Annotated in this window: 21 protein-coding genes and 1 tRNA gene; 8 read left to right on the forward strand and 14 right to left on the reverse strand. The window is 56.4% G+C overall.

Translation table 11 applies throughout. From position 1 onward, the window contains the following. Positions 1–43 precede the first annotated feature (43 nt). The 3 genes from J2I48_RS00605 to J2I48_RS00615 form a co-directional block, all read right to left on the reverse strand. Positions 44–988 (reverse strand): L-threonylcarbamoyladenylate synthase, encoded by a 945-nt coding sequence (locus J2I48_RS00605; RefSeq protein WP_207333440.1) that lies wholly within the window; start codon positions 986–988, stop codon positions 44–46. A 168-nt stretch (positions 989–1156) separates the two neighbouring features. Beyond that, complete coding sequence (locus J2I48_RS00610; protein WP_207333441.1) at positions 1157–1996, reverse strand: CvfB family protein; 840 nt, start codon at positions 1994–1996, stop codon at positions 1157–1159. A gap of 114 nt (positions 1997–2110) precedes the next feature. Continuing rightward, positions 2111–3103: an NAD(P)/FAD-dependent oxidoreductase gene (locus J2I48_RS00615; protein WP_207333442.1), complete on the reverse strand. Its 993-nt coding sequence runs from the start codon at positions 3101–3103 to the stop codon at positions 2111–2113. A 41-nt stretch (positions 3104–3144) separates the two neighbouring features. Between J2I48_RS00615 and J2I48_RS00620 the strand changes: the two genes are divergently transcribed. Next, positions 3145–3996, forward strand: a complete 852-nt coding sequence (locus tag J2I48_RS00620) for a hypothetical protein (RefSeq protein WP_207333443.1) — start codon at positions 3145–3147, stop codon at positions 3994–3996. 75 nt (positions 3997–4071) lie between these two features. Beyond that, complete coding sequence (locus J2I48_RS00625; RefSeq protein WP_207333444.1) at positions 4072–4389, forward strand: DciA family protein; 318 nt, start codon at positions 4072–4074, stop codon at positions 4387–4389. Here the strand turns inward: J2I48_RS00625 and J2I48_RS00630 are convergent. From J2I48_RS00630 to J2I48_RS00650, 5 genes are all read right to left on the reverse strand, one after another. Then, positions 4382–5170, reverse strand: coding sequence for a polysaccharide deacetylase family protein (locus J2I48_RS00630; RefSeq protein ID WP_207333445.1), 789 nt, complete (start codon positions 5168–5170; stop codon positions 4382–4384). The two genes, J2I48_RS00625 and J2I48_RS00630, sit on opposite strands and share 8 nt — an antisense overlap. Then, complete coding sequence (locus J2I48_RS00635; RefSeq protein WP_207333446.1) at positions 5125–6123, reverse strand: glycosyltransferase family 2 protein; 999 nt, start codon at positions 6121–6123, stop codon at positions 5125–5127. The genes J2I48_RS00630 and J2I48_RS00635 overlap by 46 nt, the downstream gene beginning before the upstream one ends. A gap of 62 nt (positions 6124–6185) precedes the next feature. Further along, on the reverse strand, positions 6186–6710 hold the full coding sequence (locus J2I48_RS00640) for a shikimate kinase (RefSeq protein ID WP_207333447.1): 525 nt from the start codon (positions 6708–6710) through the stop codon (positions 6186–6188). A gap of 88 nt (positions 6711–6798) precedes the next feature. Then, entirely contained in the window at positions 6799–7944 is a 1146-nt protein-coding gene (locus J2I48_RS00645) for a BT_3928 family protein (RefSeq protein WP_207333448.1), read from the reverse strand. Beyond that, positions 7941–8477 (reverse strand): DUF1599 domain-containing protein, encoded by a 537-nt coding sequence (locus J2I48_RS00650; RefSeq protein WP_207333752.1) that lies wholly within the window; start codon positions 8475–8477, stop codon positions 7941–7943. Before J2I48_RS00650 ends, J2I48_RS00645 begins: the two co-directional genes overlap by 4 nt. A gap of 128 nt (positions 8478–8605) precedes the next feature. Between J2I48_RS00650 and folP the strand changes: the two genes are divergently transcribed. Then, positions 8606–9463 carry a dihydropteroate synthase gene (gene folP / locus J2I48_RS00655; RefSeq protein WP_207333449.1) on the forward strand — a complete coding sequence of 286 codons (858 nt, stop codon included), beginning with the start codon at positions 8606–8608 and terminating at the stop codon, positions 9461–9463. 75 nt (positions 9464–9538) lie between these two features. Next, positions 9539–9611: transfer RNA gene (locus J2I48_RS00660), tRNA-Lys, on the forward strand. Between the two features lie 132 nt (positions 9612–9743). Here the strand turns inward: J2I48_RS00660 and J2I48_RS00665 are convergent. Further along, positions 9744–12428, reverse strand: coding sequence for a DUF5686 and carboxypeptidase regulatory-like domain-containing protein (locus J2I48_RS00665; RefSeq protein WP_207333450.1), 2685 nt, complete (start codon positions 12426–12428; stop codon positions 9744–9746). 229 nt (positions 12429–12657) lie between these two features. On the opposite strand from J2I48_RS00665, the gene J2I48_RS00670 reads away from it, so the two are divergent. The 4 genes from J2I48_RS00670 (at position 12658) to J2I48_RS00685 (ending at position 16925) form a co-directional block, all read left to right on the forward strand. Beyond that, a complete protein-coding gene (locus J2I48_RS00670; RefSeq protein ID WP_207333451.1) occupies positions 12658–13722 on the forward strand; it encodes an ion channel in 1065 nt (354 codons plus the stop codon). 117 nt (positions 13723–13839) lie between these two features. Then, on the forward strand, positions 13840–14745 hold the full coding sequence (locus J2I48_RS00675; RefSeq protein ID WP_207333452.1) for a S66 peptidase family protein: 906 nt from the start codon (positions 13840–13842) through the stop codon (positions 14743–14745). 87 nt (positions 14746–14832) lie between these two features. After that, positions 14833–15975, forward strand: a complete 1143-nt coding sequence (locus J2I48_RS00680) for a lycopene cyclase family protein (protein WP_207333453.1) — start codon at positions 14833–14835, stop codon at positions 15973–15975. Then, positions 15963–16925: a Brp/Blh family beta-carotene 15,15'-dioxygenase gene (locus J2I48_RS00685; protein WP_207333454.1), complete on the forward strand. Its 963-nt coding sequence runs from the start codon at positions 15963–15965 to the stop codon at positions 16923–16925. The genes J2I48_RS00680 and J2I48_RS00685 overlap by 13 nt, the downstream gene beginning before the upstream one ends. A gap of 24 nt (positions 16926–16949) precedes the next feature. Here J2I48_RS00685 and J2I48_RS00690 read toward each other — a convergent pair whose 3' ends face one another. The 5 genes from J2I48_RS00690 to J2I48_RS00710 all read right to left on the reverse strand — a co-directional run bounded on the left by J2I48_RS00690 (position 16950) and on the right by J2I48_RS00710 (position 23189). Then, on the reverse strand, positions 16950–17420 hold the full coding sequence (locus J2I48_RS00690; protein ID WP_207333455.1) for a DUF1772 domain-containing protein: 471 nt from the start codon (positions 17418–17420) through the stop codon (positions 16950–16952). A gap of 6 nt (positions 17421–17426) precedes the next feature. Next, positions 17427–18251, reverse strand: coding sequence for a sterol desaturase family protein (locus tag J2I48_RS00695; RefSeq protein WP_229375693.1), 825 nt, complete (start codon positions 18249–18251; stop codon positions 17427–17429). Between the two features lie 159 nt (positions 18252–18410). Beyond that, positions 18411–21491: a WD40/YVTN/BNR-like repeat-containing protein gene (locus J2I48_RS00700; protein ID WP_207333456.1), complete on the reverse strand. Its 3081-nt coding sequence runs from the start codon at positions 21489–21491 to the stop codon at positions 18411–18413. 43 nt (positions 21492–21534) lie between these two features. Further along, a complete protein-coding gene (locus J2I48_RS00705) occupies positions 21535–23055 on the reverse strand; it encodes a reverse transcriptase family protein (protein WP_207333457.1) in 1521 nt (506 codons plus the stop codon). Beyond that, positions 23052–23189 carry a hypothetical protein gene (locus J2I48_RS00710; RefSeq protein WP_207333458.1) on the reverse strand — a complete coding sequence of 46 codons (138 nt, stop codon included), beginning with the start codon at positions 23187–23189 and terminating at the stop codon, positions 23052–23054. The genes J2I48_RS00705 and J2I48_RS00710 overlap by 4 nt, the downstream gene beginning before the upstream one ends. Between the last annotated feature and the right edge of the window lie 150 nt (positions 23190–23339).

Genomic DNA, 23339 nt, shown 5'->3' on the forward strand with positions numbered 1-23339 from the left:
ACTCGTTGAAGGTATCTACCTCTGGTGGATACCTTCTTTGTGTTTAGGCTGCTGCTCGCCGGAGGCGGTCGTTGATGGCGCGGCCAAGGCCCTGGTTGGGTGCGAGTTGTACGTAGAGGTGCGACACGGGCATGGTGTCGAGCAGGCGCAGGTAGGCGAAGAGGTTTTTGGCTGCTTCACCCAGATCACCAGCAGGCGACAGGCGCAATTGACTAGACGCGGGAATACCCGGCAGCCAGTTGCTGAAGACGAGCGCGCCAGCCTGATTGCTGGGCGTGGGTAGTTGGTCCGGCAACAGCAGCGTGACGGGTTTGCGGGGGGCGTAGTGGCTGCTGAGCATACCTGGTGCGGCGGGATTCGAGCTGGAATGGTCACGCACGGGCAACGGTCCCGTCACGGCTTCGATCTGCTCCAGGGCCATGCCACCAAGCCGGAACACGGTGGGTTGTTCGGCTTCATCAAAACCAATAATCGTCGATTCCAGCCCAATTTGGCAGGGTCCGCCGTCAAGTATATACGGTACCTGGTTGCCAAGTTGGTCGGCCACGTGCCCGGCGGTGGTGGGACTGATGTAGCCAAACGGATTGGCGCTGGGTGCCGCCAGCGGAAAATCGAGTTGTTTCAGCAAACTCAACGTCAGCGGGTGATTGGGTATCCGCACCGCCACGCGCGGCAACCCCGACGTGGTCAAATCGGGCACGTGTGGTTGTTTCGGCAGCAGCAGCGTAAGGGGACCGGGCCAGAAGGCGCTGGCGAGTTTTTCGGCCAGTGGCGGTAGATTCAGCACCAGCCCGCGCACTTTTTCGGGCGAATCGGTATGTACAATAAGGGGGTCAAACGCGGGTCGGTTTTTCACCCGGAAAATGGTCAGCACCGCGTTGGAGTCAAGGGCATTAGCGGCCAGGCCATACACCGTTTCGGTTGGTATGCCCACCACGTCTCCCGCCTCCAAAAAGCGCTTGGCCGTAAATATGTCCGTGCCGATCATGTGAAAGCGTGGTAGTGCCGTGCAGTCAGATCCCCGACCTGACTGGCAAGGGTCCCCTGACCCGGCGTTTGAATAAAGGTTGCTAGTTTCACTACACCGGGTCGGGGCTGATGCGGCATTCCGACCCGGCTTCCGTCAGGTCGGGGACCTGACTGCACGCCCAATCACTCATTCACTCATTAAATAGATCCCGTCATCCTTCAGGTCAATCCGGCGTTCGCGGTAAAGTGCCCCTACGGCCTGTTTGAAGGTCTTTTTACTCATGGCTAGCGCCCGATAAATCACCTGCGGGTCCGATTTGTCAGTGAGGGGGAGAAAGCCGTTGCCTGCTTTGAGCTTGTCGAGAATGGCCTGGGCGTTGGGTTCCACTTTGGCGTAACCCGCCGGTTGCAGACTTAAGTCCACGCGCTTATCGTCGCGGATGCGCTTCACGTAGGCCCGCACTTTATCGCCGTTACGGAGGGGCTTGAAGAGTTCATTGGCGTAGAAAAGACCCCGAAATCCGTTGTTCACGATGGCGTTGAGGCCCAGGTCGGTACGCTCATATATTTGCGCAATTACTTCATCACCTTCCTTCAGATCGTCCGGTGCATCGTCGTCAATCAGCGAGTTGATCTTGGTTGACCCAATCAGCCGCCCCGACTGCGAATCGTAGCCGCAGTAGACTACATACCAGCGCCCTACCACCATTGGCTCTGCCTGCTCCTGGAGGGGAACGAGCAAGTCTTTTTCCAGTCCCCAGTCCATAAAAGTCCCAAATGGCGCTGTAGCCACGCATTGCAGGGCACCAAATTCGTCACGAATCACGGTAGGCTGAAGGGTAGTTGCAATGGGTCGGTCTTCCGAATCGGTATAGACGAACACCTCGATATCGTCGCCTTCGCGGAGGGTGTCGGGTACGTATTTATTAGGCAGCAAAATGTCGTTGTCGTCTTCATCGCCCAAAAACATGCCCACGCTGGTCATCCGCAGGGCCGTCAACCGGTTTTTCCGTCCAATCTCAATCATAAGGGCAAAGGTAGGGGGAAGGGATAATGTACAATGAATAATGTACAATGAACAATGCGGTCCGACGGGTCGGCTTCTCACTCGAAATACGCTTGCGAAGCCATTGTACATTGTTCATTGTACATTGCTTTCCCTCCCCATCGCCAGTCCCGACAAAAAGGCCCCCTCCACGTTGCCGTTGCCGAAGCCGTCGCCGCCGAAGAGAAGGGGGGCGTGGGCTTGTGCGGCCAGGAACGGGTCAGGGTGGCGTTTGATGGCATTGCTGTAGCGCCAGCGGTGAATTTGGCGGTCTACGATAGCGTCTTGGGGAACGTACCGTGTAACGTCGGCGATGAGCAGGGGGATTAGGGCCTGCTGGTCGGGGTCGTCGAGGTGCTGTTGACTGAACGCGTGGCTGGCGTGGAGGGTAATGGTGGTTTGGTTGGGCGAAATGCCTTTTTGTTCGTTGTCGGCCAGCCAGGCAACGGGGCTGTGCTGATCATCGCCGTCGGTCTGTTTCAGGCCACCCGGTTTTGGTAGCTGGCTTGGCCGGTCTAGTTGTAGCATGACGGCCATGCAGGGGGCATACTCAATAGCCATTAGGGCAGCTTTGTCGGCCTCGGTAAGCACCAAACCTGACGCGGCGCACAAGGCCAGCGCCTGCGGGGCGGGGATGGTGATGATCAGCACGTCGGCGCTGAATGTCAGGGTATTATCGGCTTCGCTGGCCGTAATTGTCCAGCCCGTTTCGTTGGTAGTAATGCGCGTTACGGTGCAACCCGTGCGCACGTCGAGACCTCGGGCAAGGTATTTGGCCATGCCGTTCATACCCTCCGACCCAACCCAGCGCGGGTGCTTAAAGTCCGCCGGGTCTGACTGCTCCAGGTGCCATTCGTGAACAATACCTGCCTGCGCCATTTTCTGCGTAAGGCTTTGGAAGTCCGGCGATTGTGCCGAAAAATACTGCGCGCCGTGGTCAGCACGGCCGTTGCCGAGTCGGCGGGTTGCCAGACGACCACCCACACCCCGACCTTTGTCGAGCACGGTGACAGTATGGCCCTGGCGGGTGAGTTCGCGGGCGGCGGTCAGGCCAGAGAGACCCGCGCCGATGAGTAGGATAGTGGGCATAGGGTTGAAACCGTAAAGCCCTGTCCATTGTTGAACCCGTCATGCGTTGGTCTGTTTTGCTACGGTGGTCTTTATCGCTCCTGATTGCCCTGCCGCTGGCAGCCCTGCTGCTGTTCCCGTCGCTCTGGCGCTGCCTCACCATTCGGTATGCTTCCGGCTTTACAGCACAGACCGAGGCCAACCGCACCCTCTACATCAGTCAGGATGCCTCGCCCCGGCAGCGCGAGGTACTGCTGGCCCATTTCGATCAGGCCAGCGACCGGATCAACCAGTTTTGGGGGAAATCGGCTGGGCGGGCGTTGCTTATATACTGCCCCACGCAGGCGCAATATGCCCAGTACTGTTCGGGTGGCGAAGGGGCTGGGTGCAGCCTCGGCATGCCCTGGGGAGCTTCGTTCCTCGTGCTAGGCCCCGATGGTAACAACGTCGACGTGATGGCCCACGAACTTTGCCACGACGAATTGTTTGCCCGGCTGGGGTGGTTTACCATCAAACGAGAGGTGCCGCAGTGGTTCAACGAGGGCCTGGCGCTCATGGTCGATTACCGATTCACCACCGCCACCAACAGTGCTGCCGTGCGTTTTCTGGAGTACGACGCCCAGTGGAACTACCGCGCTCATGGCCCGGCGGGACTGTCCCCGCAGTTTGTACCAGAACTATCGTCACTGGAGACCACGCGCGATTTTTTTTACGGCGACTACAGCCGGGTCATGCTGGCCTACCTCACCGCTGGCCGTGAGGTGTCGCGGTGGATGGCCACGGCCGGCTCAGACGCGCTGACGCGGTTACTGGCTGACCTTGAGACGGGTAAGTCGTTTGCCGATGCCTACCAGTATGCCCACAAGAAAAAATCTCCTGCGCAGCCCCCTGCCGGGCCAAAAACGGTTCATTAAAAAAGTTCTCCTGCCAGCAGGCCAAGCGCATAGCCCGGTTGTTATCTTTGTCTATACGCCTCATAGTATTCTGTAATGACTAAAAAGTACGTCAGCGCCACTTCCCGCGACCCGGGTACCACCACCGTGAAGGAGGCGTTCGATAAGCTGCTGCAGGTCTATAAGTTACGGGGCCGGTTCAACGAGACCTACCTCGAAACGTTCTGGGGCAAAATGATGGGGCCTATGATTGCCTCCCGCACCACCCGCCTCTACGTCCGCGACCGCACCCTCTACATCGAACTGTCGTCGGCCCCCCTCCGCAACGAACTGGTCAACGCCAAGCAAAAGCTCATTCAGGTCGTCAACAAAGAAGTCGGCGCCGATGTGATTGATGATGTAGTGTTTACGTAGAGAGCGTTTCCGCAAACTCACCCATCGTGGCGTAGTCGCCGTGCTGACGGAGGAAACGGAGCAGGGTTTCTACGCGGTCGAGGAGTTCGTGGTTTGAATGACGCTTTACGTAAGCCGGAATTTTATCGAAGGCCGCGAGGTCGGTGAACTCCCAGGGGTGGACGTACAGGTTTACGTAGCCATCGGCGCGGAGCGTTTCCAGGCACAGCTGCTTGTAGAAGGCGAAGGGAAAGTTTTTCAGACTAAGCCAGAACAGGGGCAACCGCAGCCGGGGCGTCACCGAAGCCGGAATCTGCCAGACCGACAGTTCTTTAAACGGTAAGCGTGGCTCTCCCCAATGATTATACCGACCCGGAATAAACGTGGGATGCAGCGACGAATTGTAGATATAGCCCGCCTCGGCTACCTCCTGGGGGTTAGTGTCGCCCATGCGTGCCCGCCGGAATCCGCGAACGGGCTTACCCAGTAGTGTTTCCAGTGCCTGTTTCGATTTGGCCAGGTCGCCGGGTTCAAACGTGGTATGGTAGTAGCCGTGCGAGGCAATCTCGTGGCGCTGGGCCAGCTGGTTTATTAGTGCTGGTTCGTGCAGGGCGTAGTTGGCCGTGGTGAATAGGGTGGTGCGGGCGTTGAGGGCCTCAAACCGCTCGGCCAGCAGACGCAGGCCTTTGGTCGAAACGGCAATCTGGTCTAAGAGCGACAGGTCGTGGCCGTATTCGAGGGCCGTATCAAATTCTTCTACGTCAACGGTGAAGAGTATGCGCGGGGGGCTGGTGCTTGCCATGTAATGACTTCCTCAATCTCGCTCGTGTCGCCAATAATGTAGGGTGGGCGCTGTTTTACTTCCACGAACGTTTTGCCCAAATATACGCCGATAATACCGATGACGATAAATTGGGCACCCCCGATCAGCAGCGTCAGGAGCACCACGGTGGTATAGCCGGAGACAATGCCGTCCATGAAAAAGTACTCATACAGCACCTCCAGGCCGAAAAGTACCGAGAACAGGGCCATCACTAACCCCAGCACCACCGAGGCATAGAGTGGCTTGGTGGTGAACGACGTAATGCCCATCACCGCCAGCTGAATCATCTTCTTAAACGAGTATTTGGTGGTGCCGGCAAAGCGCGCAGCGGGTTCATACTCGATCCGGCACTGCCGAAAGCCCACCCACGAAATCATGCCCCGCAGAAACAGATCGTTCTCTTTGAAGGTCTTTAGTGTATCGATCACCTTCCGGTCGAGCAGGCGGAAATCGGCGGCACCGTCTTCCAGGTCCAGGTCAGAGGCCGCCCGTAGCAGCTTGTAAAAGTTGCGCGACGTAAAGCGTTTGCGCCATGAAAGCGTAGGGTCGGGCTTGCGCACGGTGTAGACCACCTCGAAGCCTTCACGCCATTTCTGTACCAGGGTCGGGATCAGTTCAGGTGGGTGCTGCAAATCGGCGTCGAGGCTGATGGCGCAGACGCCCCGGGCGTGTTCATAGCCCGCCCGCAGGGCCATCTGATGCCCGAAGTTTCGTGAAAAAGAAATAAACCGGACCTGCTCATGCACCTGACTCAACCGACGTAACACTGCTTTGGTCTGATCGGTGCTGCCGTCGTCAATGATCAGAATTTCATAAGGCCCCAGTGGCTCCATCACCTCGTGTAGCCGTTCTACCAGCACCGGCAGGTTCTCTTCTTCATTGAAGGCGGGAACAACAAGGCTGATAAGGTTGGGCGTAACTGGGACGTTCATGAAGAATAGCTAACAGACCCACAAATATACGGGAAACGGCTGTTAGGGCAGTTTTGGCCAATTCACAGCCAGTCACCTAATCGGTTTAGTACGTCCTGCTCGGTGGCGTTGCCGGAGATGATGATGTCGGCTTGTTGGTAGATGGGCAGGCGCGACTGGTATTTCAGGCGGAGGTTGGTGAGCAGTTCAGTATCGTTTGCTCTAAACAGGGGGCGTTCGGCCTGTTCGTTGGGATGCTGTTCGGCGTGGAGCAACATCCGTTCCCAGATAAATTCGGGTGGCACGTCCAGAAACACCGACACGCCCGTGGCTTTGATATAGGCCATGTTGTCGTGGTAGATGGGCATACCGCCCCCCGTGGCCACTACCAGGTTGGCACCGGGTTTAATGGTACGTAGCACACGGGCTTCTAACTCCCGGAAATGGTCTTCGCCAAATTTCTCGAAAAGCTGCGCCACGGTCAGCCCTTCTTCGCGCTGAATAACCCGGTCAGTATCTGTAAAGTGGTAATGTAGTTCGCGGGCCAGCCGCTTCCCCAGCGTCGTCTTCCCCGACGAAGGCATACCGATCAGGAAGATGTTCTTCATGAGTGAAAGAGTGATTGGTGAAAGAGTGAAGGAGTGAAAGAGTGGTTGCTGTTGCGCACTACGCTGGAGCAACCACTCTTTCACTCCTTCACTCTTTCACCAACCCCACTACTTCCGCCTTGTCCGGGGTGCGGTTGTGGTGCCACTTGCCTTTTACGACGCCGTTGCTGAGGAGCCAGGTGCCGGGGTCGGTGCGCATGATGGTTTTCAGGACGGTAGCGTCGCCTTTGTAGGTGGGCAACACCAGTTGGAATTCTTTTTTGAAGGCGTTGATGTCCTCATCAGAGGCCGAGGTGAGGAGAATAGGTATCACGGCCGTGCCTTTGAGGCTGTTGACCAGCGACCGGATGGCGGGCATGGCCCCGGCGTCGACGTGCTTCACGTCTTTTACGATCACAAACAGCTTGTTACCCTCGAACGTCTGCGGTGTGAAATCACCCTCGGCATCGTTCCAAACCCGGTAGTCGGTGATCTTGGGCTTGGCCGATTCGTTGAGCAACACCATTTCCTTGAACTTGTAGGTGGTATCGGTAGGATATTTGTCGAGTCGTTCGGTCTTGCCGTTTTTGGTCATAACATACTCATACCGAAGCGGTTCTGACGGCTTCATCTGCGCCGGAATGCTCTTACCCACGGCATACGGCAGCATATCCCAGGGTGGCAGATACTGAATGGCGTAGACACCCAACCCCACCGAGAGCACCAGGGCCACGAAGACCAGCCAGCCCGTTTTGCGGGACTTCATGCGGTTGCGGTGGCCGATGATGTAGAGAATGAGCACCATCAGCACTACGTCTTTGGTAAATGACGTCCAGGGCTTTAGTTTCAGCGCCTCACCAAAACAACCACAGTCGGTGACGCGGTTGAGGTAGGCCGAATAGAAGGTGAGGAACGTGAAAAAACTAACCAGCAGGAGTAGCAGCCAGGTGGTTAGTTTGGGCCGGTAAGACGCCAGCAGGGCCACGCCCAGCACCACTTCTGCCACGCACATGAACACCGAAATGAAAAGCATGTATGGTAGGGTGGCGGTAAACAGCGGCGCCAGCACGGGCAGATCCTGAGCAAATACCTCGAAATATTCGTCCATCTTGATCTGCGTACCCACGGGGTCGTTGAGTTTGATGAGACCGGATATCACAAACAGAATACCCACCGCAAAACGGGCAATACGGGCGGCAATCAGCGTTTTCGAGATCCGCGCCTTCATCGGGGGCTGTGGTGTGGTGGTGTTCATAGGGTCAGTTTGATGAGGCAGAAAACGGCGTAATTAATCATGTCCATATAGTTGGCTTCTACACCTTCCGACACCAGCGTAGCTCCTTGATTATCTTCAATTTGCTTAGTGCGCAGCAGCTTCATCAAAATAATGTCGGTCATAGAGCTAACGCGCATGTCGCGCCAGGCCTCGCCGTAATCGTGGTTTTTGGCGAAGAGTAGGTCCATCACCTGGTTCATCTGCCCGTCGTAGAGGCGTTCCAGTTCGTCGGTAGGAATGTCGGTGCGGGTGTCGGTGGCAAGTTGTAACTGGATCAGGGCCATCACGCAATAATTGATGATACCCACAAACTCAGGTTCGATGCCCTCGCCCACCTTGCTCACGCCTTTTTCCTGCAACGTGCGGATGCGCTGGGCCTTAATAAAAATCTGGTCGGTAATGCTCGACAGCCGGAGAATGCGCCAGGCCGTGCCGTAGTCCTGGTTTTTTTTCAGAAATAAGTCCTTGCAGCGCTGAATTACCTGCCGATATTGGGATTCTGTTGACAAAATAAGTTTAAAGTCTAAGGTTCAATGTTTAACGTGTATAGCCCAAGGCAGCTAGCCTTTGAGGTCTAACGTTTACTGTCGGCAGAGGTGTAGACATTGAACAGTAAACGTTAAACATTGAACTGTTTTCAATGGCCGAAATTACGAAAAAAACGCTCAGTTGCCGGGGTCGAACTCTTGACCTGACCGTACCGAAGGTGATGGGAATCATCAACAGCACCCCCGATTCATTCTATGTCGGCAGCCGGCTGGACCTGGGGCGCGAGGTAGCAACGGCCGCCGTAGCGACGGCCGCCCGGATGCTGGAGGAAGGGGCTACGTTTCTCGACGTGGGTGGCTACTCGACCAGGCCTGGCGCGACAGACATTAGCCCCGCCGAAGAGGCCGACCGCGTGCTACCCGTGATTGAAGCCATCCTCGACAGCTTCCCCGACGCGCTGATCTCTGTAGACACGTTCCGGGCCGAGGTGGCGCGGCAGGCCGTGGAGCAGGGCGCAGTACTCATTAACGACGTATCGGGCGGAACGCTGGACGGGGACATGTTTGCCACGGTGGCCGCACTGGGCGTTCCCTATGTGCTGATGCACCTTCGCGGCACGCCACAGACCATGCAGTCGTTGACGCAGTATGGCGATCTGGTGCCCGACGTGGTGGCCGAGTTGGGTGAACAGTTAGCCAAATTACGGGCACACGGACCGGTGCAGGCCATCATCGACCCTGGATTTGGGTTTGCCAAAACGGCTGATCAAAATTTTTTGCTCCTCCGCGAACTGGCTGCTTTCAACGTTTTCGATGCTCCCATTCTAGTGGGCCTTTCGCGGAAGGCTACGATCTATAAGACGCTGAATACCAGCGCCGAATTCGCCTTGAATGGCACGACGATACTGAACACCGTGGCCCTGCTGGGTGGGGCGTCTATCCTGCGCGTTCACGACGTGCGCGAGGCCGTTGAGGTGGTGATGCTGACCGAGAGATTAAAAAAAGTTTGACACCCGGCTTGCGATCCCAAACGGGAAACCCTACTTTTGCAGTCCCAAAACGGTACTAACAGCGCTGTAGGGAACGATCTGGTAGCTCAGCTGGTAGAGCAATACACTTTTAATGTATGGGTCCTGGGTTCGAATCCCAGCCGGATCACGAGGGTATAAAAGAGGGGCGGTAAGCAAAATGCTTACTGCCCCTCTTTTAATGTTTAAAGTCCAAAGTTGCGTCGCGAAACAGAGTACCGCATGCGAAGCAACCTTGGACTTTAGACATTGAATCTTACACTCAATTCCCCCCAAACTTCATCGTTGTGCCGATCAAGAAACCGGTGCCGAGGTAGTTGCCGCCCTGGAAACGGCCTACCACTTCGACGCGGAAGAAGGGGAAGCCGGGAATGAGGCCGTCGAGGCCGTAGCCTGCTTCGGTGTAGTTTCGGCTGGCGGGTGTGGCCAGGTAATGGACGAAGAGGTTTTCTTTGAAGCCCAGCAGCCGTACCAGTGTGACCTGCGTGAGCAGCAGTTGGCGGTACTCCATCATCACGTGGGCTTCGGCAAAGCGGCTGCGGGTACTGTATTGGTAGTAGGGTAAAAACCGGAATGCGCTGACCGGATCACCCAGCTGAAGGAAGAATTCGTTGCCCTGAAAGTGCTTGAAATCAGGGAAATACACCGCGTTGCTGGTCAGAAAACTACCCGCCGACAGCTGGTAGGCCAGTCGGCTGCGGATGCCCGTTTCCACCGAATGCCGCCACGTAAGCTGCGCAAAATCGTAGTCGGTGTCCGAACTGCCTACGCCCGCGATGCCCTTGCGGTAGTTGAACGTGACCAGCGGGGCCTCGCTGTTGGTGAGTTGAATGCGCTTGCCGTTGCGGATGCGGTAGCGCAGTTCGCCCAGGCGGAGGGAGGCGTTCAGGTTCAGCGTCAGGGCCTGGTGTACCGGAAAGCCCGCGGTCTCGACCTCGCTGGTGGTGGGGCGGTTGGGCGTGTAACTGAAGTGTTCCCAGTTAATCAGCGGCTTGATGTTCTCTTTGTAGTTGCCCAATTCGGTGCGCTCGGCATATTCTAGGCTACCCCCCAACCGGAAACGGCCTTCGTTAGGCTGCGTCACCAGGCTCAGCTTCAGGTAATCCTTCTGGTAAAGTTTCATCAGATTCCGCTCGAACAGCACCGTCGTCAGTGTGTTCAGCACCGGCTCGACGGGGTTGTTTTCGTTTAGCTGCGACACAAACCGCCCGCCCGACAGCTCGACGGCAGTGGTTTTATGGGTATACGTAGCCAAGCCGTAGCCCATAAACTGCTGCCGTCCCGTCTGGTAACGAGCCACGCCGGCGAGCGACATCCGGTTCTGTTTGAGGCTGTCGAGGCGGCGGTTAAAACGCAACGAGGCCGTGATGGGAAAACCCTCTACCGTGTTAAAATAGCCACTTTCTGGCCCAAGGGGCCCACTCCAGTTCCAGGTGGTGCGGCGGGATGGGTTCCAGGTCTGCTGTCCAAATAAGAGGTTGATGGGGCTATTGGCCTTGCGTTTTTTGGCGGCGGCCTGCGCTTTTTTCAGGCTGTCGGTAGGGGCGGTGCCAAGTTTGATCACCCGTAGGCTGTCGCTTTTCTGGTAGCTGACCACTTCGGCTTTGGTGAGCGGCACGGTGCGGAGCGAATCCCAGAAGGCGTTGCTGCGTTTGCGGGCCAGCGAGTCGATCACCGTCGAGTCGTTGCGGACCACGGCCACGTCTTCTTTGCGGGACTTGCGGGCTTTATATTCCGCTTTCTCGTACTCCTTCACCAGTTGCTTCAGGTTTTTGGTCGAAAACTCCTTTTGTTTCGCCACGGCCTCGGCAAAGGGCTGGGCTTTCACGTCGGCCTTGCTCAGGGTGCGGGCCGGGGCGTTAAAGCGTTCGTCCACCACCTTCACATCTTCCACAAAACCGGGGTTAACCACAAAGTCACGGAAAGTCTGGCTCCGCACCGCCTGCGCCGAGAACGTAGCCCCCATAAACGATCCGTCTACGTCGAACTGCTGACTGACGGGCATCCAAACCGACTGAATGGGGCTGCACGTAGTCTTGAGCTTAATGGTGAAGCCCTGCTCGTTAATCGTCTCAAGCTGAGCACTATATATCGCCCAGGTGTCTTCAATAATATAGAGCGTACCCCGCACCACGCCGTCGCCATACTGCCGGGGAATGACCTTGATCTTCGACACGTCGACGCCCTGTTCGTGGAAGGTGCCTTCATACTCGAACCTGTAATAGCCAAAGGCGTTGGGGGCCAGGGGCGAGACGGCTCCAAGTAGTTTAGGCGTGTAGAGGTTGGCGTTGTAGTAAGCGTTTACCTGCACAAACTGGTTGTCTACCTGCGAGTTACGGCTGGCCACGATGCGCTGCTTAACCGTATTGGGCAGCTTGAATTCTACCTCGGCCACGTTCTCGTTCAGCACCGGCCGACCAATCTTGATGTTCGATTCTTTTTCCAGCTCCTTCAGCTTATCCTGATACAGAAAGGTCATGGGCAGCTTATGCACAATAAACGACGACTTGGTGTAGACCCGCGCCTTGAACTGTTGCACCTGAAGCTGGTGAAAGCGGGCTTTGGCAATGGCCCGACGCATGATGCTCACCGCCGGGTCTTCGGTGTTCTTGCCAATTTTTACGTCCTGCAACTGAATGGACTGCTCGGCCATTGTGATGTCAATAGTCTGGTAGTCAGTGGCTATGGTTACCTGCTTAATGGCGGCTTTGTAGCCCAGAAACTGAAACACGATTTCGTACTGACCAGGTTTTAGTGGCAGTTCGTAGCGGCCTTCTTCGTTGGCAATAGTGCCCAGGGTGGTGCCTTTGGCGGCTATCGTGGCAAACGACATGGGCTGGCCGGTGCTGGCCTTCACCATGCCCCTGATACCCTGCGCCTGGCAAACAAAGGAGCCGGTCAGCAGGAGAATAAGGGCAACAAAGGGGTTAAGTAGCGAGTGGTGCATACAGGTACCTATACGTTTAGGGTAGCAAACAAATAACGAATGGCCTTGGTCAAATTGGCACCTGTTTCGTGCGAACAAGGTCATTTTTCGGTTAAACAACGGGTATGGCCGGACAAGCGGTACCAACCCTGAGATGTGTTGCCGGCCCAAAGCGTTGCTTCGTTCACGTTTTTTAACGTGAATTAAACGGCACACAGATTTGTACTAGTGGCAGATACCCATCTGACGTATGGTTAAAAAAACAACCACTGGTTTTCGCCCAGAGCAAGCCTCGTTAACCGCTGACACCACCCGTGATGATCAGCGCCTTGCCGACCGCAAGCAGGGCAACAGCTCACTGGTAGAGCAGGAGGTAAAACGGGAAGACCTCGGTTTCGGCACCAAAATAAATGACGCCTCGTCGCGGCTGGTGAACAAAGATGGGTCGTTTAATGTGGTCCGGGCGCACCAGGATTTCTGGAATCACCTCAATCTCTACCACCGGCTCATCACCATGCGGTGGCCCAAGTTTCTGTCGCTGGTTGTTGGGTTCTACGTGTCTTCCAACGCGGTCTTTGCGCTGCTCTACGGCTTGCTGGGCTACGAAAACCTGAAAGGCATTGCCGAAGTAACCCCCGATACCACGTTTGGGCGGTTTATGGGTGCTTTTTTCTTTAGCTCGCAGACCCTCACTACCGTTGGCTACGGCCACATTAGCCCCATGGGTTACTGGACAAGTGCGCTGGCAGCGGTCGAGTCGATGTTTGGTTTGTTGATGTTTGCGCTGGCTACGGGTTTGTTCTACGGCCGATTCTCGCGACCCGTGGCCAACATCCGCTACTCGAAAACCGCACTCTTCGGCCCCTACCTCGACATCAATGGCTGGATGTTTCGGATTATCAATCAGCGCACCAATCAACTCATCGACGTACAGGTCGAAGTGTCGATGTCGCGGCTGGAGAAGAAGGCCGATGGCACCACCAACCGCCGCTATTACGCCCTGAAACTGGAACGCAGCAAGGTTAACTTCTTCCCCGCCAACTGGACTATCGTGCACCCCATTACGGAAGACAGTCCCCTGTACAATTGCACTGAAGAGCAACTGGCCGAAAGCGATGCCGAGTTCCTGATCTTGCTGCGTGCCACCGAAGACACCTTCAACCAAACCGTACACAGCCGTTTTTCTTACCGTTACGACGAGATCGACTGGGGGCGCAAGTTTACCATCATGTCGCAATCAACCACCAAAGGCAGCCGCGGCACCCTCGTCGACCTGGATCAACTAGATGAAACAGTGGTGGCAGGGTTGAATTAAAGGATGTACGATTTACGACTTACGATGTACGATTTTTGCTCACGCCAGTAGGCTAAAGCGAGCGTACACTGGCGTGAGCAAAAATCGTACATCGTAAGTCGTAAATCGTACATCAACATGATCTTCCCCCCCTCACTCCGCCCTGGCGATACAGTGGCCATTATTGCCCCCGCCAGCCCATTTGCCTACGCCGACTTGCGGCCTGCTTTAGACATCATGCGCAACCAGTGGCAGCTCAACATTTGGGAAGGCAAAACCCTGCAACTTAGTACCGGGGCCTTTGCCGGTTCTGACGCCGAACGCGCCGACGATCTGCAGGAGGCTATCAACAACCCGGCCATCAAAGCCATTTTTGCGGCAAGGGGCGGCTACGGCGCTTATCGGCTTGTGGAACAGGTTAATTTCAAGCCGCTCCTGAAGCAACCCAAATGGCTGGTGGGTTTCAGCGATATTACCGTCCTGCTCAGCCACTGTCAGCGCATGGGTCTAGGCACGCTGCACGCCATTATGCCCCGTGGGTTTAGACTGCCTCATACCGAACAGGATATTGAAACGCTGCGCCAATGGCTGTTTGGCGAAAAAGTGGCCCCCTACACAGCACCTGTCCATGAACTGAACCGTACGGGCCGGGCGAGCGGCCAGTTGGCCGGCGGAAACCTGTCGCTCCTGATGCATATTCTGGACACCCCCTCGGAGGTAGACTGGGCGGGTAAGCTGGTGTTTATCGAAGACATCGACGAGACGCTTTTTTCCCTCGACCGGATGCTGATTCAACTGCGGCGGTCGGGCAAACTGGCCAACCTGGCGGGCCTGCTGGTGGGTCATTTCTCTGATATGCGCGACAACACGACAACACCGCTGGGCAAAACGCCGGAACAACTCGTTGCCGACGCCGTAGCGGATTATACTTACCCCGTGGCGTTTAACGTGCCCATCGGGCATGTTAGCCCAAATCTGGCTATGCCTGTTGGCATGGTGGCCTCATTGAGCGCAACAAAAAATGGGATGATGCTCTCATTTTAAAGCATTTCGGCTTGAATAAGTCAAAACAGTTTGGGGTTATGGTCAGTTGAGGTAATGGCTCCTGCCTGTTCCTTACACCGTAACCCAATGAGCGAAACTACTTACGATATTGCCGTGGTCGGTGCAGGCTGCGCAGGCTACCAGTTATTGTATCAACTGGCCCAACAACCAGCCTGGTCATCGTGGCGGGTGTTGCTGCTCTCAGATGGCATACCCCTGCAACGTTCGTGGTGTTTTTGGGCTACAGATAACCATCCACTGCAACACCTTGTCACCAAATCGTGGACCGATATCGAGTTTCAATCGCCTGATTTTGGGCAGACGCAGGCCGTGGCTCCGTATAGCTATCACTACATTGCCGGCGATACATTTTTTCGCTATTTCGAAGACGTGTTTCTTTTGCAAAATTCTAATATTCAAGTAGTTACTACTAACGTATGCAGCCTGACAAATACCAGTGGGCAATTTGCTATCACGACTACTGCCGGTGTTTTCAGGGCCAGCCAGGTATACAGCAGTCGGCATGAGACTCCGCCCAACCCGGGTTACTGGAATTTGTCCCAACATTTTCGGGGTTGGTTTATACGCACCGACAGACCCGTTTTTCAGGAGCAGGTAGCCACACTGATGGACTTCCGCGTACCGCAACAGGACGCAGTGCAGTTTGCCTATGTGCTGCCTTTTTCCCCTACCCAGGCGTTGGTTGAACTAACGGCTTTTTCCAGCGCAACAGCGTATGCGCCAGCTCGATACGACGCTATGCTCACCAGCTACCTGGCACAACGCTATCCGGGCGTGGCCGTTACGGTAGAGGCCACCGAGCAGGGCCAAATACCCATGACCGACCACTCGTTTACCCGGTTTGGCCGGGCTGGCGAACTACTGCTGGGTACGGCGGCGGGCATGGTGAAACCCACTACGGGCTATGCGTTCAGGCGTATTGGCCGCGACTGTGCCCAACTCGCCCACGCTTTTAGCACGGGTAACCCCGCCCACTGGCCTACCACCACCGGGCGGTTCCGGTTCTATGACCGCCTTTTGCTGGGTATCCTCACCGAGCAGCCCGAAATGGGAGTGGACATCTTCACCCACTTATATCGGCATACGTCATTCACCAACATTCTGCGTTTTCTGGACGAAGATTCATCCTTATTCGACGAGGCCCGCCTGATATCCCGCCTGCCATATACCCCATTTCTTACGCAGCTAATCCGGCAATGGAAGCATTGAACAGTACTGCCCGCCGTCTGCAAAAAACACCCGCGTTGGTAAGCGTCGGGCTGGGTGTGGTGTTGGTTGGCTGTCAGTGGCAAACAGGCGCGGTGCCGCTGTGGGCGCAGTGGACGGTGGTGGCTCTGTTGCTTTTTGGTATTGGTATTCCCCACGGCGCTATCGACCACCTGATTGACGAAGAAACGGCCCGGCGCACCAATCGGGGATATTCTATCGGGGCCTTTCTAGCCAAATACCTACTTACAATGGCCGTTTATGGCGTGTTTTGGGCCTTTTTTCCTACGGTGAGCCTGCTGGTCTTCCTGCTGATCTCGGCCTGGCACTTTGGCGAAACAGACGTTGAACACGTGCCGTTTACCCTGCCCTGGATCGTCGTTCGGTTTGGGTGGGGCTGTTGGGTGCTGGCGTTTCTACTGCTCACCCACCCGGCGGAGGTTACGCCTATTCTGGACCGCCTCACGCGGGGTAATCCCCTGCCCATGCAGGTCTGGCAGTGGTGCGTGGCGCACCGGGGCCTGCTGTTGGGGGGTGGTTTAGTTGGATTGTTGGGGTTGTTTGGCGTGGCCCACCGCCTGGCGCCGGGACCTATCGACGGTGGCCGATTTACGCTGCTGGGGCTGGTATTGCTACTGACCTGGCCACTGCCGTTGCTGGTGGCTTTTGCGCTGTATTTTGGCGGCTGGCACGCGCTGAGTTCCTTTCAGACAATCTACCACTACCTCCGCAATCGGCCCCAAAACCCGCTTTCGGCGCAACAGGTGTGGTATCGGTCATTACCATTCACGGCGCTGGCGCTGGTAGGCCTGGTCTTGCTGGGTGGACTGTGGTACCGCTACGCGCAAGCCTGGGACCCCCTGCCGCTGTTGTTTTTATTCCTCTCGCTCATCACGCTCCCGCACCTCAACGTCATGCACGGTATGAATCGCCGTGCCAGCCCCCTTTCCTAGGCTGCCCTGTTTTTGCCGCCTGGCTTAGCCGTGTTTGGCAATAGCCGATAGCAATAGGACAGACCCGGTCAGGGTTAGCAGTTGCCGAAAATAATCCCAGTACAATCGCGTTTTTCGAGACCGCTGCATCATGGCAACGGCCTCATCGACAGGGGCTTCGCGCAAGATTTTGTTGCCCGGAAAAAAATAGATAACCGTGATAGCCTGCGTCAGCGCAAAGCAGCCAATGGCACCCAGCACCAGCCACTGCCGCCCGGCGGGGTCCGACCAATACCAGACCGTGGCAGCCAGGGCCGACAGCCCAAAAAGCGGTGAAAGTACTTTGTAGAAATCGCCAGGGTTACGGTATTTCCAGTAGTTGCGTACATGGGTAATACTGTCGGGAAAGCCGCGGACCAGGTTTTCTTCGTTCACGAGCACGTCAAACAACCCCCCACCAAACGAGGCCATTAGCGTGAGGGTAGCGACGAAGAGGGTGAACAGTCCGAAATCCATTGGCCGTTAGTGGACAGGTTGCAGCGTTACCGGTGATTCGGTTGATTCTGGCTGCGAAACCGGCTGAGCCGTAGCGCGGTCAAAAGCGGCATCATAGTCGGGGCGGGTGGTGCCCATCCATTCATCCCACCACCGGAAGTAGAGGCCGTAGTTTCCCCGAAAATACTGGTGGTGCTGGTTGTGGTTCACCGACGTATTTAGCCACCGAGCGGCCCAGTGCGTGTTCCAGCGGGCGGGAAACAGTTCCCAGCCTAGGTGGCCGTAAACATTGTAGACCATCATAAATACCAGAAACGCCATGATCGTGTAGCCGTGGAGGGGGAGAATAAACGACGCAATTGGTACAATAAGCGCTTCTACAATGGCCTCCAGCGGATGAAACGAGTAGGCTGCCCAAGGCGACGGATTAGTCGATTTATGATGCACCAGGTGCACCGTTTTAAACAGCCTGGGGTGGTGCATGGCCCGGTGCGTCCAGTAGAAATAGGCATCGTGCAACACCACCAGCGCCACAAACGAAAACAGCCCGTAGGCCGTGCCGTAGTCGCTCCAGTGGGCATACATCAGGTTATGGTTGCGGATGCCGGACATGAAAATGGCCAGCGACACCAGGGCAAAGATGACCGTTGTGGCAATGGAATAGCCTATTTCGCGCCGCAGGTCGTCGTTTTTTGGGAAACGTGGCTGTATTTTTCGGGACGACAGACGGCTCTGACGCCAGCTATAATAAATGGCGTAGAAGATGCCCGCCACCAGCAGATAGCGCAGCAGGTGGATTATCCAGATAACCAGCACGCCCCAAACGGGGTATGTTTTCAGTAGTGGTTGCATCGGAGGATTTGTGAGTTTATGCTAAGGTTTCTTGACAAAATTATTTTTTGACAGGATTAGCAGGATTTCAAGATTGACAGGATTTTTTCTTTTACTCCAGCTATCTGCTGTATTGCAAAGAAAAAATCCTGTCAATCTTGAAATCCTGCCCAAAACACTTTACTTCCCTTCTTCTTCCTGCTCCTCGCGCCACTGTTCAAACTCATCCGGCGAGGCGAAAGTAACGGGGCGACGGGGACGTTTTTCAGGGGTCTTCACCTCCAGTTCGTGGCTAACCGATTGCCCGTTCTGGGTCAGCGTGAGCTTGTACTTGCCGGGTTGGATATATAGTTTTTTGTCGTCGGCCAGGGCCAGGTTAATGGTTTTATCGTCCTTCTTTTTGGCTTCGTTCAATTGGGTCTGGTAGGCGGCCCGCTGCGTGCTGTCTACGGCGTAGTCGAAGGTGAGGTAGTTCAGTCCCGCTTCGGTGGTGTCGGTCAGGATGCGCAGCAGTAAGCCTTTCTCTGTCTGGATCGTGACGGTTGTTTTTCCGGCCGCTTTCGCTACATAGGGGATTGATGATGAGTACGTTGGTACATCGTCGTAGGGACTATCTTTCTTTCCCCAACGGCTGCTGACGGTGATTGGTTTGGGCGCAAACAGGTGCAGTGGCTTGGCCAAAATAGAGTCAGTCAGCTGTTGCAACTGCTCCACGTTGGCCGTGTAGAGCGACCGTCCGTGGGTGCCAATCAGCAGGTCATTGTCGCGCGGGTGTACCACCACGTCATGCACGGCTACAGCGGGTAAATCGGCACCAAACGGCATGAACGTCAGGCCTTTGTCTACCGACACGTACAGGCCGTGGTCGGTGCCTACGTAGAGCAGGTTCGGGTTTTTGGGGTCTTCGCGCACCACGTTCACCGGCTCGGCGGGTAGGGGAGAGGTGCCTGTATTGCCTAGTCGGTTCCAGGTCTGCCCGTAGTCGGTCGAGATGTAGACGTAGGCATTGAAGTGATCGTTCCGGTAGCCGTTGAGCGAGGCGTAGACCGTGCCCTCCTGATGCGCCGACGCCGACACCCGGCTCACCCACAGGTCGGCGGGGAGGCCGTTGGTGATGCGCGTCCAGGTGTTGCCGCCATCTTTCGAGACGTGAATCAGCCCATCGTCCGACCCCGCATACAGCAGCCCAAACCGCATCGGCGACTCATCGATGGTGGTCAGCGTGCCGTACGTAACGTCGCTTTCGCGGTCGTCTTTACGCCCTGCCGCTGCGGTCAGATCGCCCGACAGCGTTTTAAAGTCGTCGCCTTTGTTCAGGCTGCGGTGAAACCGGTTCGACCCGAAATAGATCACGTCCTGGTTGTGCCGCGAAATCAGGATGGGTGCCTGCCAGTTCCAGCGCAGGCGCGGTTCGCCCACTTCCGTTGGCACCACCAGACGTTTCATATCGCCCGTGTTCTTATTGATCCTGAAGTAGTTACCAAACTGAAAGCCGGTGTAGACCGTGTTGTTGTCGCGCCAGTCTACCTGCACCTGCATCCCGTCGCCACCCATGATCGACTTGTACGGATTCTTGCCCGAGGCCTGCCAGTCATAGTCGTCCTTTTGGCCGATGCGGGTGGTGCTGGGGCCGGTCCAAACGCCATTGTCCTGCAAGCCGCCATACACGTTATACGGCTTGGCCATATCCACGGCCACGGCGTAAAACTGCCCTACAGCGGGTGTACTGGCCTTGAACCAGCTTTTGCCGCTGTCGTAGGTGATGTTAATGCCCCCATCGTTGCCCAGAATCTGATGCTTACTGTTGGCCGGATTAATCCAGAGCGCGTGGTGATCGGAATGCACGTTACCACCGTCCATGCTACGGTAGGTTTTGCCACCATCCGTCGAGCCAATCACGGGCACCCCTGCAATCACGATTTTGTCAGCATTATCTGGTGCTACCCACACATTACCAAAATAATAGCCGTAGGTATTAAACAGGCCATCCAGAAAATCAGCATTGACCTTACGCCACTTGCCCCCGCCATCGTCCGACCGGTACACCTCGGCCCCAATCACTTCGGCGTTGATGAGCCGCGAATTGGCATCGTCGGTATATTCCAGAATGGTTACGGGCTTGATCTTGTCGGCCTGCACCATCTCCTTCAGGGTTTTCGGGGTGTATTTTTCGGGGAAATTTTGCTCTTCCAGATAATCGGCAATAAACGAGTCTTCGGCCTTCAGGAATTCCTCCTTCGAGATCACCCGCAGCCGGTCTTTGGTCAGTTTGCGGGCATCAACTACGTCATCTTTTTTGGTTTTCTTCTCAGGCCGGGCGCTTTGGTTATCCAGAATCACGTACATCGTCTGGGTGTTGCCGGGGAAGATGCTCAGGCCCATCCGCCCCGTTTTGGCGTCCTGCGGCAGACCTGACGTACCCCCCGAAATTAGCTTCCAGGTGTTGCCGCCGTCGGTGCTTTTGTAGAGGCCGGAGGTAGCGCCGCTTTCCACGAAATTCCAGGCTTTGCGCTCTTTATGCCACATGGCTGCGTAGACCACCTGCGGGTTGGCGGAGTCCACGTCTACGTCGATGGCGCCGGTCTGCGTGTCAATGTAAAGCGTTCGCTTCCAGCTAGTTCCGCCGTCGGTGGTTTTGTAGAGGCCGCGTTCGGAGTTGTCGGTGTAGAGGTGCCCCACGGTGGCCACCCAGGCTACGTCGGGGTTGGTGGGGTGCAGCGCAATTTTGCCGATGTGGTGGGTTTCGTCCAGCCCCGGCAGGTGCTGCCAGGTTTTGCCGCCGTTGGTGCTTTTGTAACAGCCCACGCCCGCGTAGCTCGACCGGCTGGCGTTGGCCTCACCCGTACCCAGCCAAATCGTGTGGGCGTCGGTGTTGACCCCTTTCCAGTCTACGGCCAGGGCACCGAGCGTCATGACGGCTTCATGCTGAAACAGGGGCGTAAACGAGATGCCGTTATTGTCGGTCCGCCACAGCCCACCACTGGCATAGGCTACATAAAACTGGTTGACATTCAAGGGGTTAACCGCCAAGTCGACCACGCGTCCGCTCATTACCGTTGGCCCGATAGACGTAACGGGCAGGTTCTGTACCAGCGACGTTTTTGCCTGCTGCATCCGTTGCATGGCCCCCGCCAACCGGTCAGCTGCCGACGTGGCAGCCACTTCAATAGGGATAGTCGGGATGTTTTTTTTTGCCTTCTTTTGGGCGAAAACAGGACTGAGTAGCAGCAAAAAGCCGCAGGATAATAGCAGTCTATTCATGAAGATCGGGGTACTTATCTGATTGCCTCGCTAAAGTACGAAGCTACAGCACGTCCCACCAATCTTTACTGGCCGGAGGAGCCGTTGGAGGTACCAACGGGGTTGTTATGGGCGCAGAAACGGGCGATAGATCGTCGGCAATAGTTGGCATTGATGACGCTGACGAACTGGTTGGTGGCTTGCTGATTAAACCGGCAATGGTGGCGCGGAGCTGACGGCCCAAATCGGGTTTGACCATCATCACGAAATTGGCGTAACCGATAACCACGTTCTGTATGTCGGCGGTGGGGTTGGGGTTGCCCCAGGTTTTGCTCTCCCAGCCCGATTGACCGATCTGGTGCAGCAATGCCCGGAATTGGCGAAGCGTAGCCCGGTCGATAGATGGCTTCTGGTTGACCACAATACCGGTTACGCGCTGCTGATCCCCTTTTCGCATCACCGTCACCTTGTCGGGGTGGACCGTGAAGCCTTCGCTTTGCACGATCTGCTCCACCGCCCACAGCACCTGATTGGCCTTGCCCGCCGCCGCGCCAGTGGCTGAAAACGTGAGGTCGTCGGCGTAGCGGGTGTACGCATAGCCAAAGCGGGCGGCCATACCCTGCAACCGCCGGTCGAGGCGGTAGGCGAGCAGGTTGGTGATAGCCGGGCTGGTGGGTGCTCCCTGTGGCAGGGTTCGTTCGCCGTTGCCCACATGGTACGTTTTTCCGTCCATCTGTACGGCCTCGGTGTCGGGTTCGGTGCAGAGCAGAGCCAGGATCGTGGCAATGGCTTCGCTGTAGCCGAGTTTGGTGAGCAGCCCCTTCACGCGGGGGTAGCCGATGGTGGGGAAGAAGTTTTTCAGGTCCACGTTGATCACCACGTCCTGCCCCACGTGCGGTGTAGCGTTGGTCAAAATGGAGCGGTCCGTGACAAAGCCGTGGGCGAATTCAGTGGGCTGCACTTTGTGCAAAATGTGTTCCAGCACCCATAACTGCGCCTTTTTCAGCCGGGGCATGGGTGCAGAAATAAGCCGCTTTCCGCCCGATTTTTTAGCCAGATAAAACCGCTTATAGTGCGACACCGTAGACACCGCCCGGTTGTAGGCCAAAAACCGCAACTCGCTTAACGGCAACGACATAGCCTGCGCCAACGCCAGCGGGCTATCGAAGTGGGGCAGGCCGAAGTAGGCTAGTCGGGCTGGGTCTGACGTTGTGTTTTTTAGCCCCGCCGATACCTCATCGCCCAGATACGGCACGGTGGTGGCCAGTTTGTTTTTCCAGGTTTCGGCGCGGGCCAGGCGGGCGGCTTCGCGGCGGACTTTGGTCTCTAGCCGACGTTGCTTGGCCGCGGCCATGCGGGCCTGCCGCATCTCCTGCAACATCGCCTGCCGGCTCTGGTAGCGCCGCTGCCGTTCCATCAACTGGTTTAGCTCCGTTTGCAGGGCGGTGGCCTGTTGGGTCAGTTCGGCGGGAATGGTGGGTTCGCCGCCCTGGTTCCAGAAGCCCAGCCGCGTCATTTCGGCGGCGATGTACGACTGCTTGGAGCCAAGCTCCTGTATGCGATTGTAGATTTCCTGGCGCGTCATTCGGCAATAAAACAGGCCGACAAGCAGGGGAGGGGCGTGGGCAACCGGCAGCGAAACCGGGCCAAAAGAATCAGGCGGGCGTGTGGTCGGCGGGCGGGAAGGCCTTCGAACAAACTCAGGACTATGTCAATCAACTCCAGGGGGAGGGGGTACTAGTGCACCTTCAACTCCCCAGGAGCCGCACTGTGAAGGTGCACTAGTACCCCCTCCCCCACAGTAACGATTGACGTAGTGAGGCGTGTGTAGTCTTGGTACCAGAATGACGAAACATCATTCATTTCCCG

Origin of the sequence: Fibrella aquatilis (genome assembly GCF_017353255.1) — a bacterium.
GTDB classification, from domain to species: domain Bacteria; phylum Bacteroidota; class Bacteroidia; order Cytophagales; family Spirosomataceae; genus Fibrella; species Fibrella aquatilis.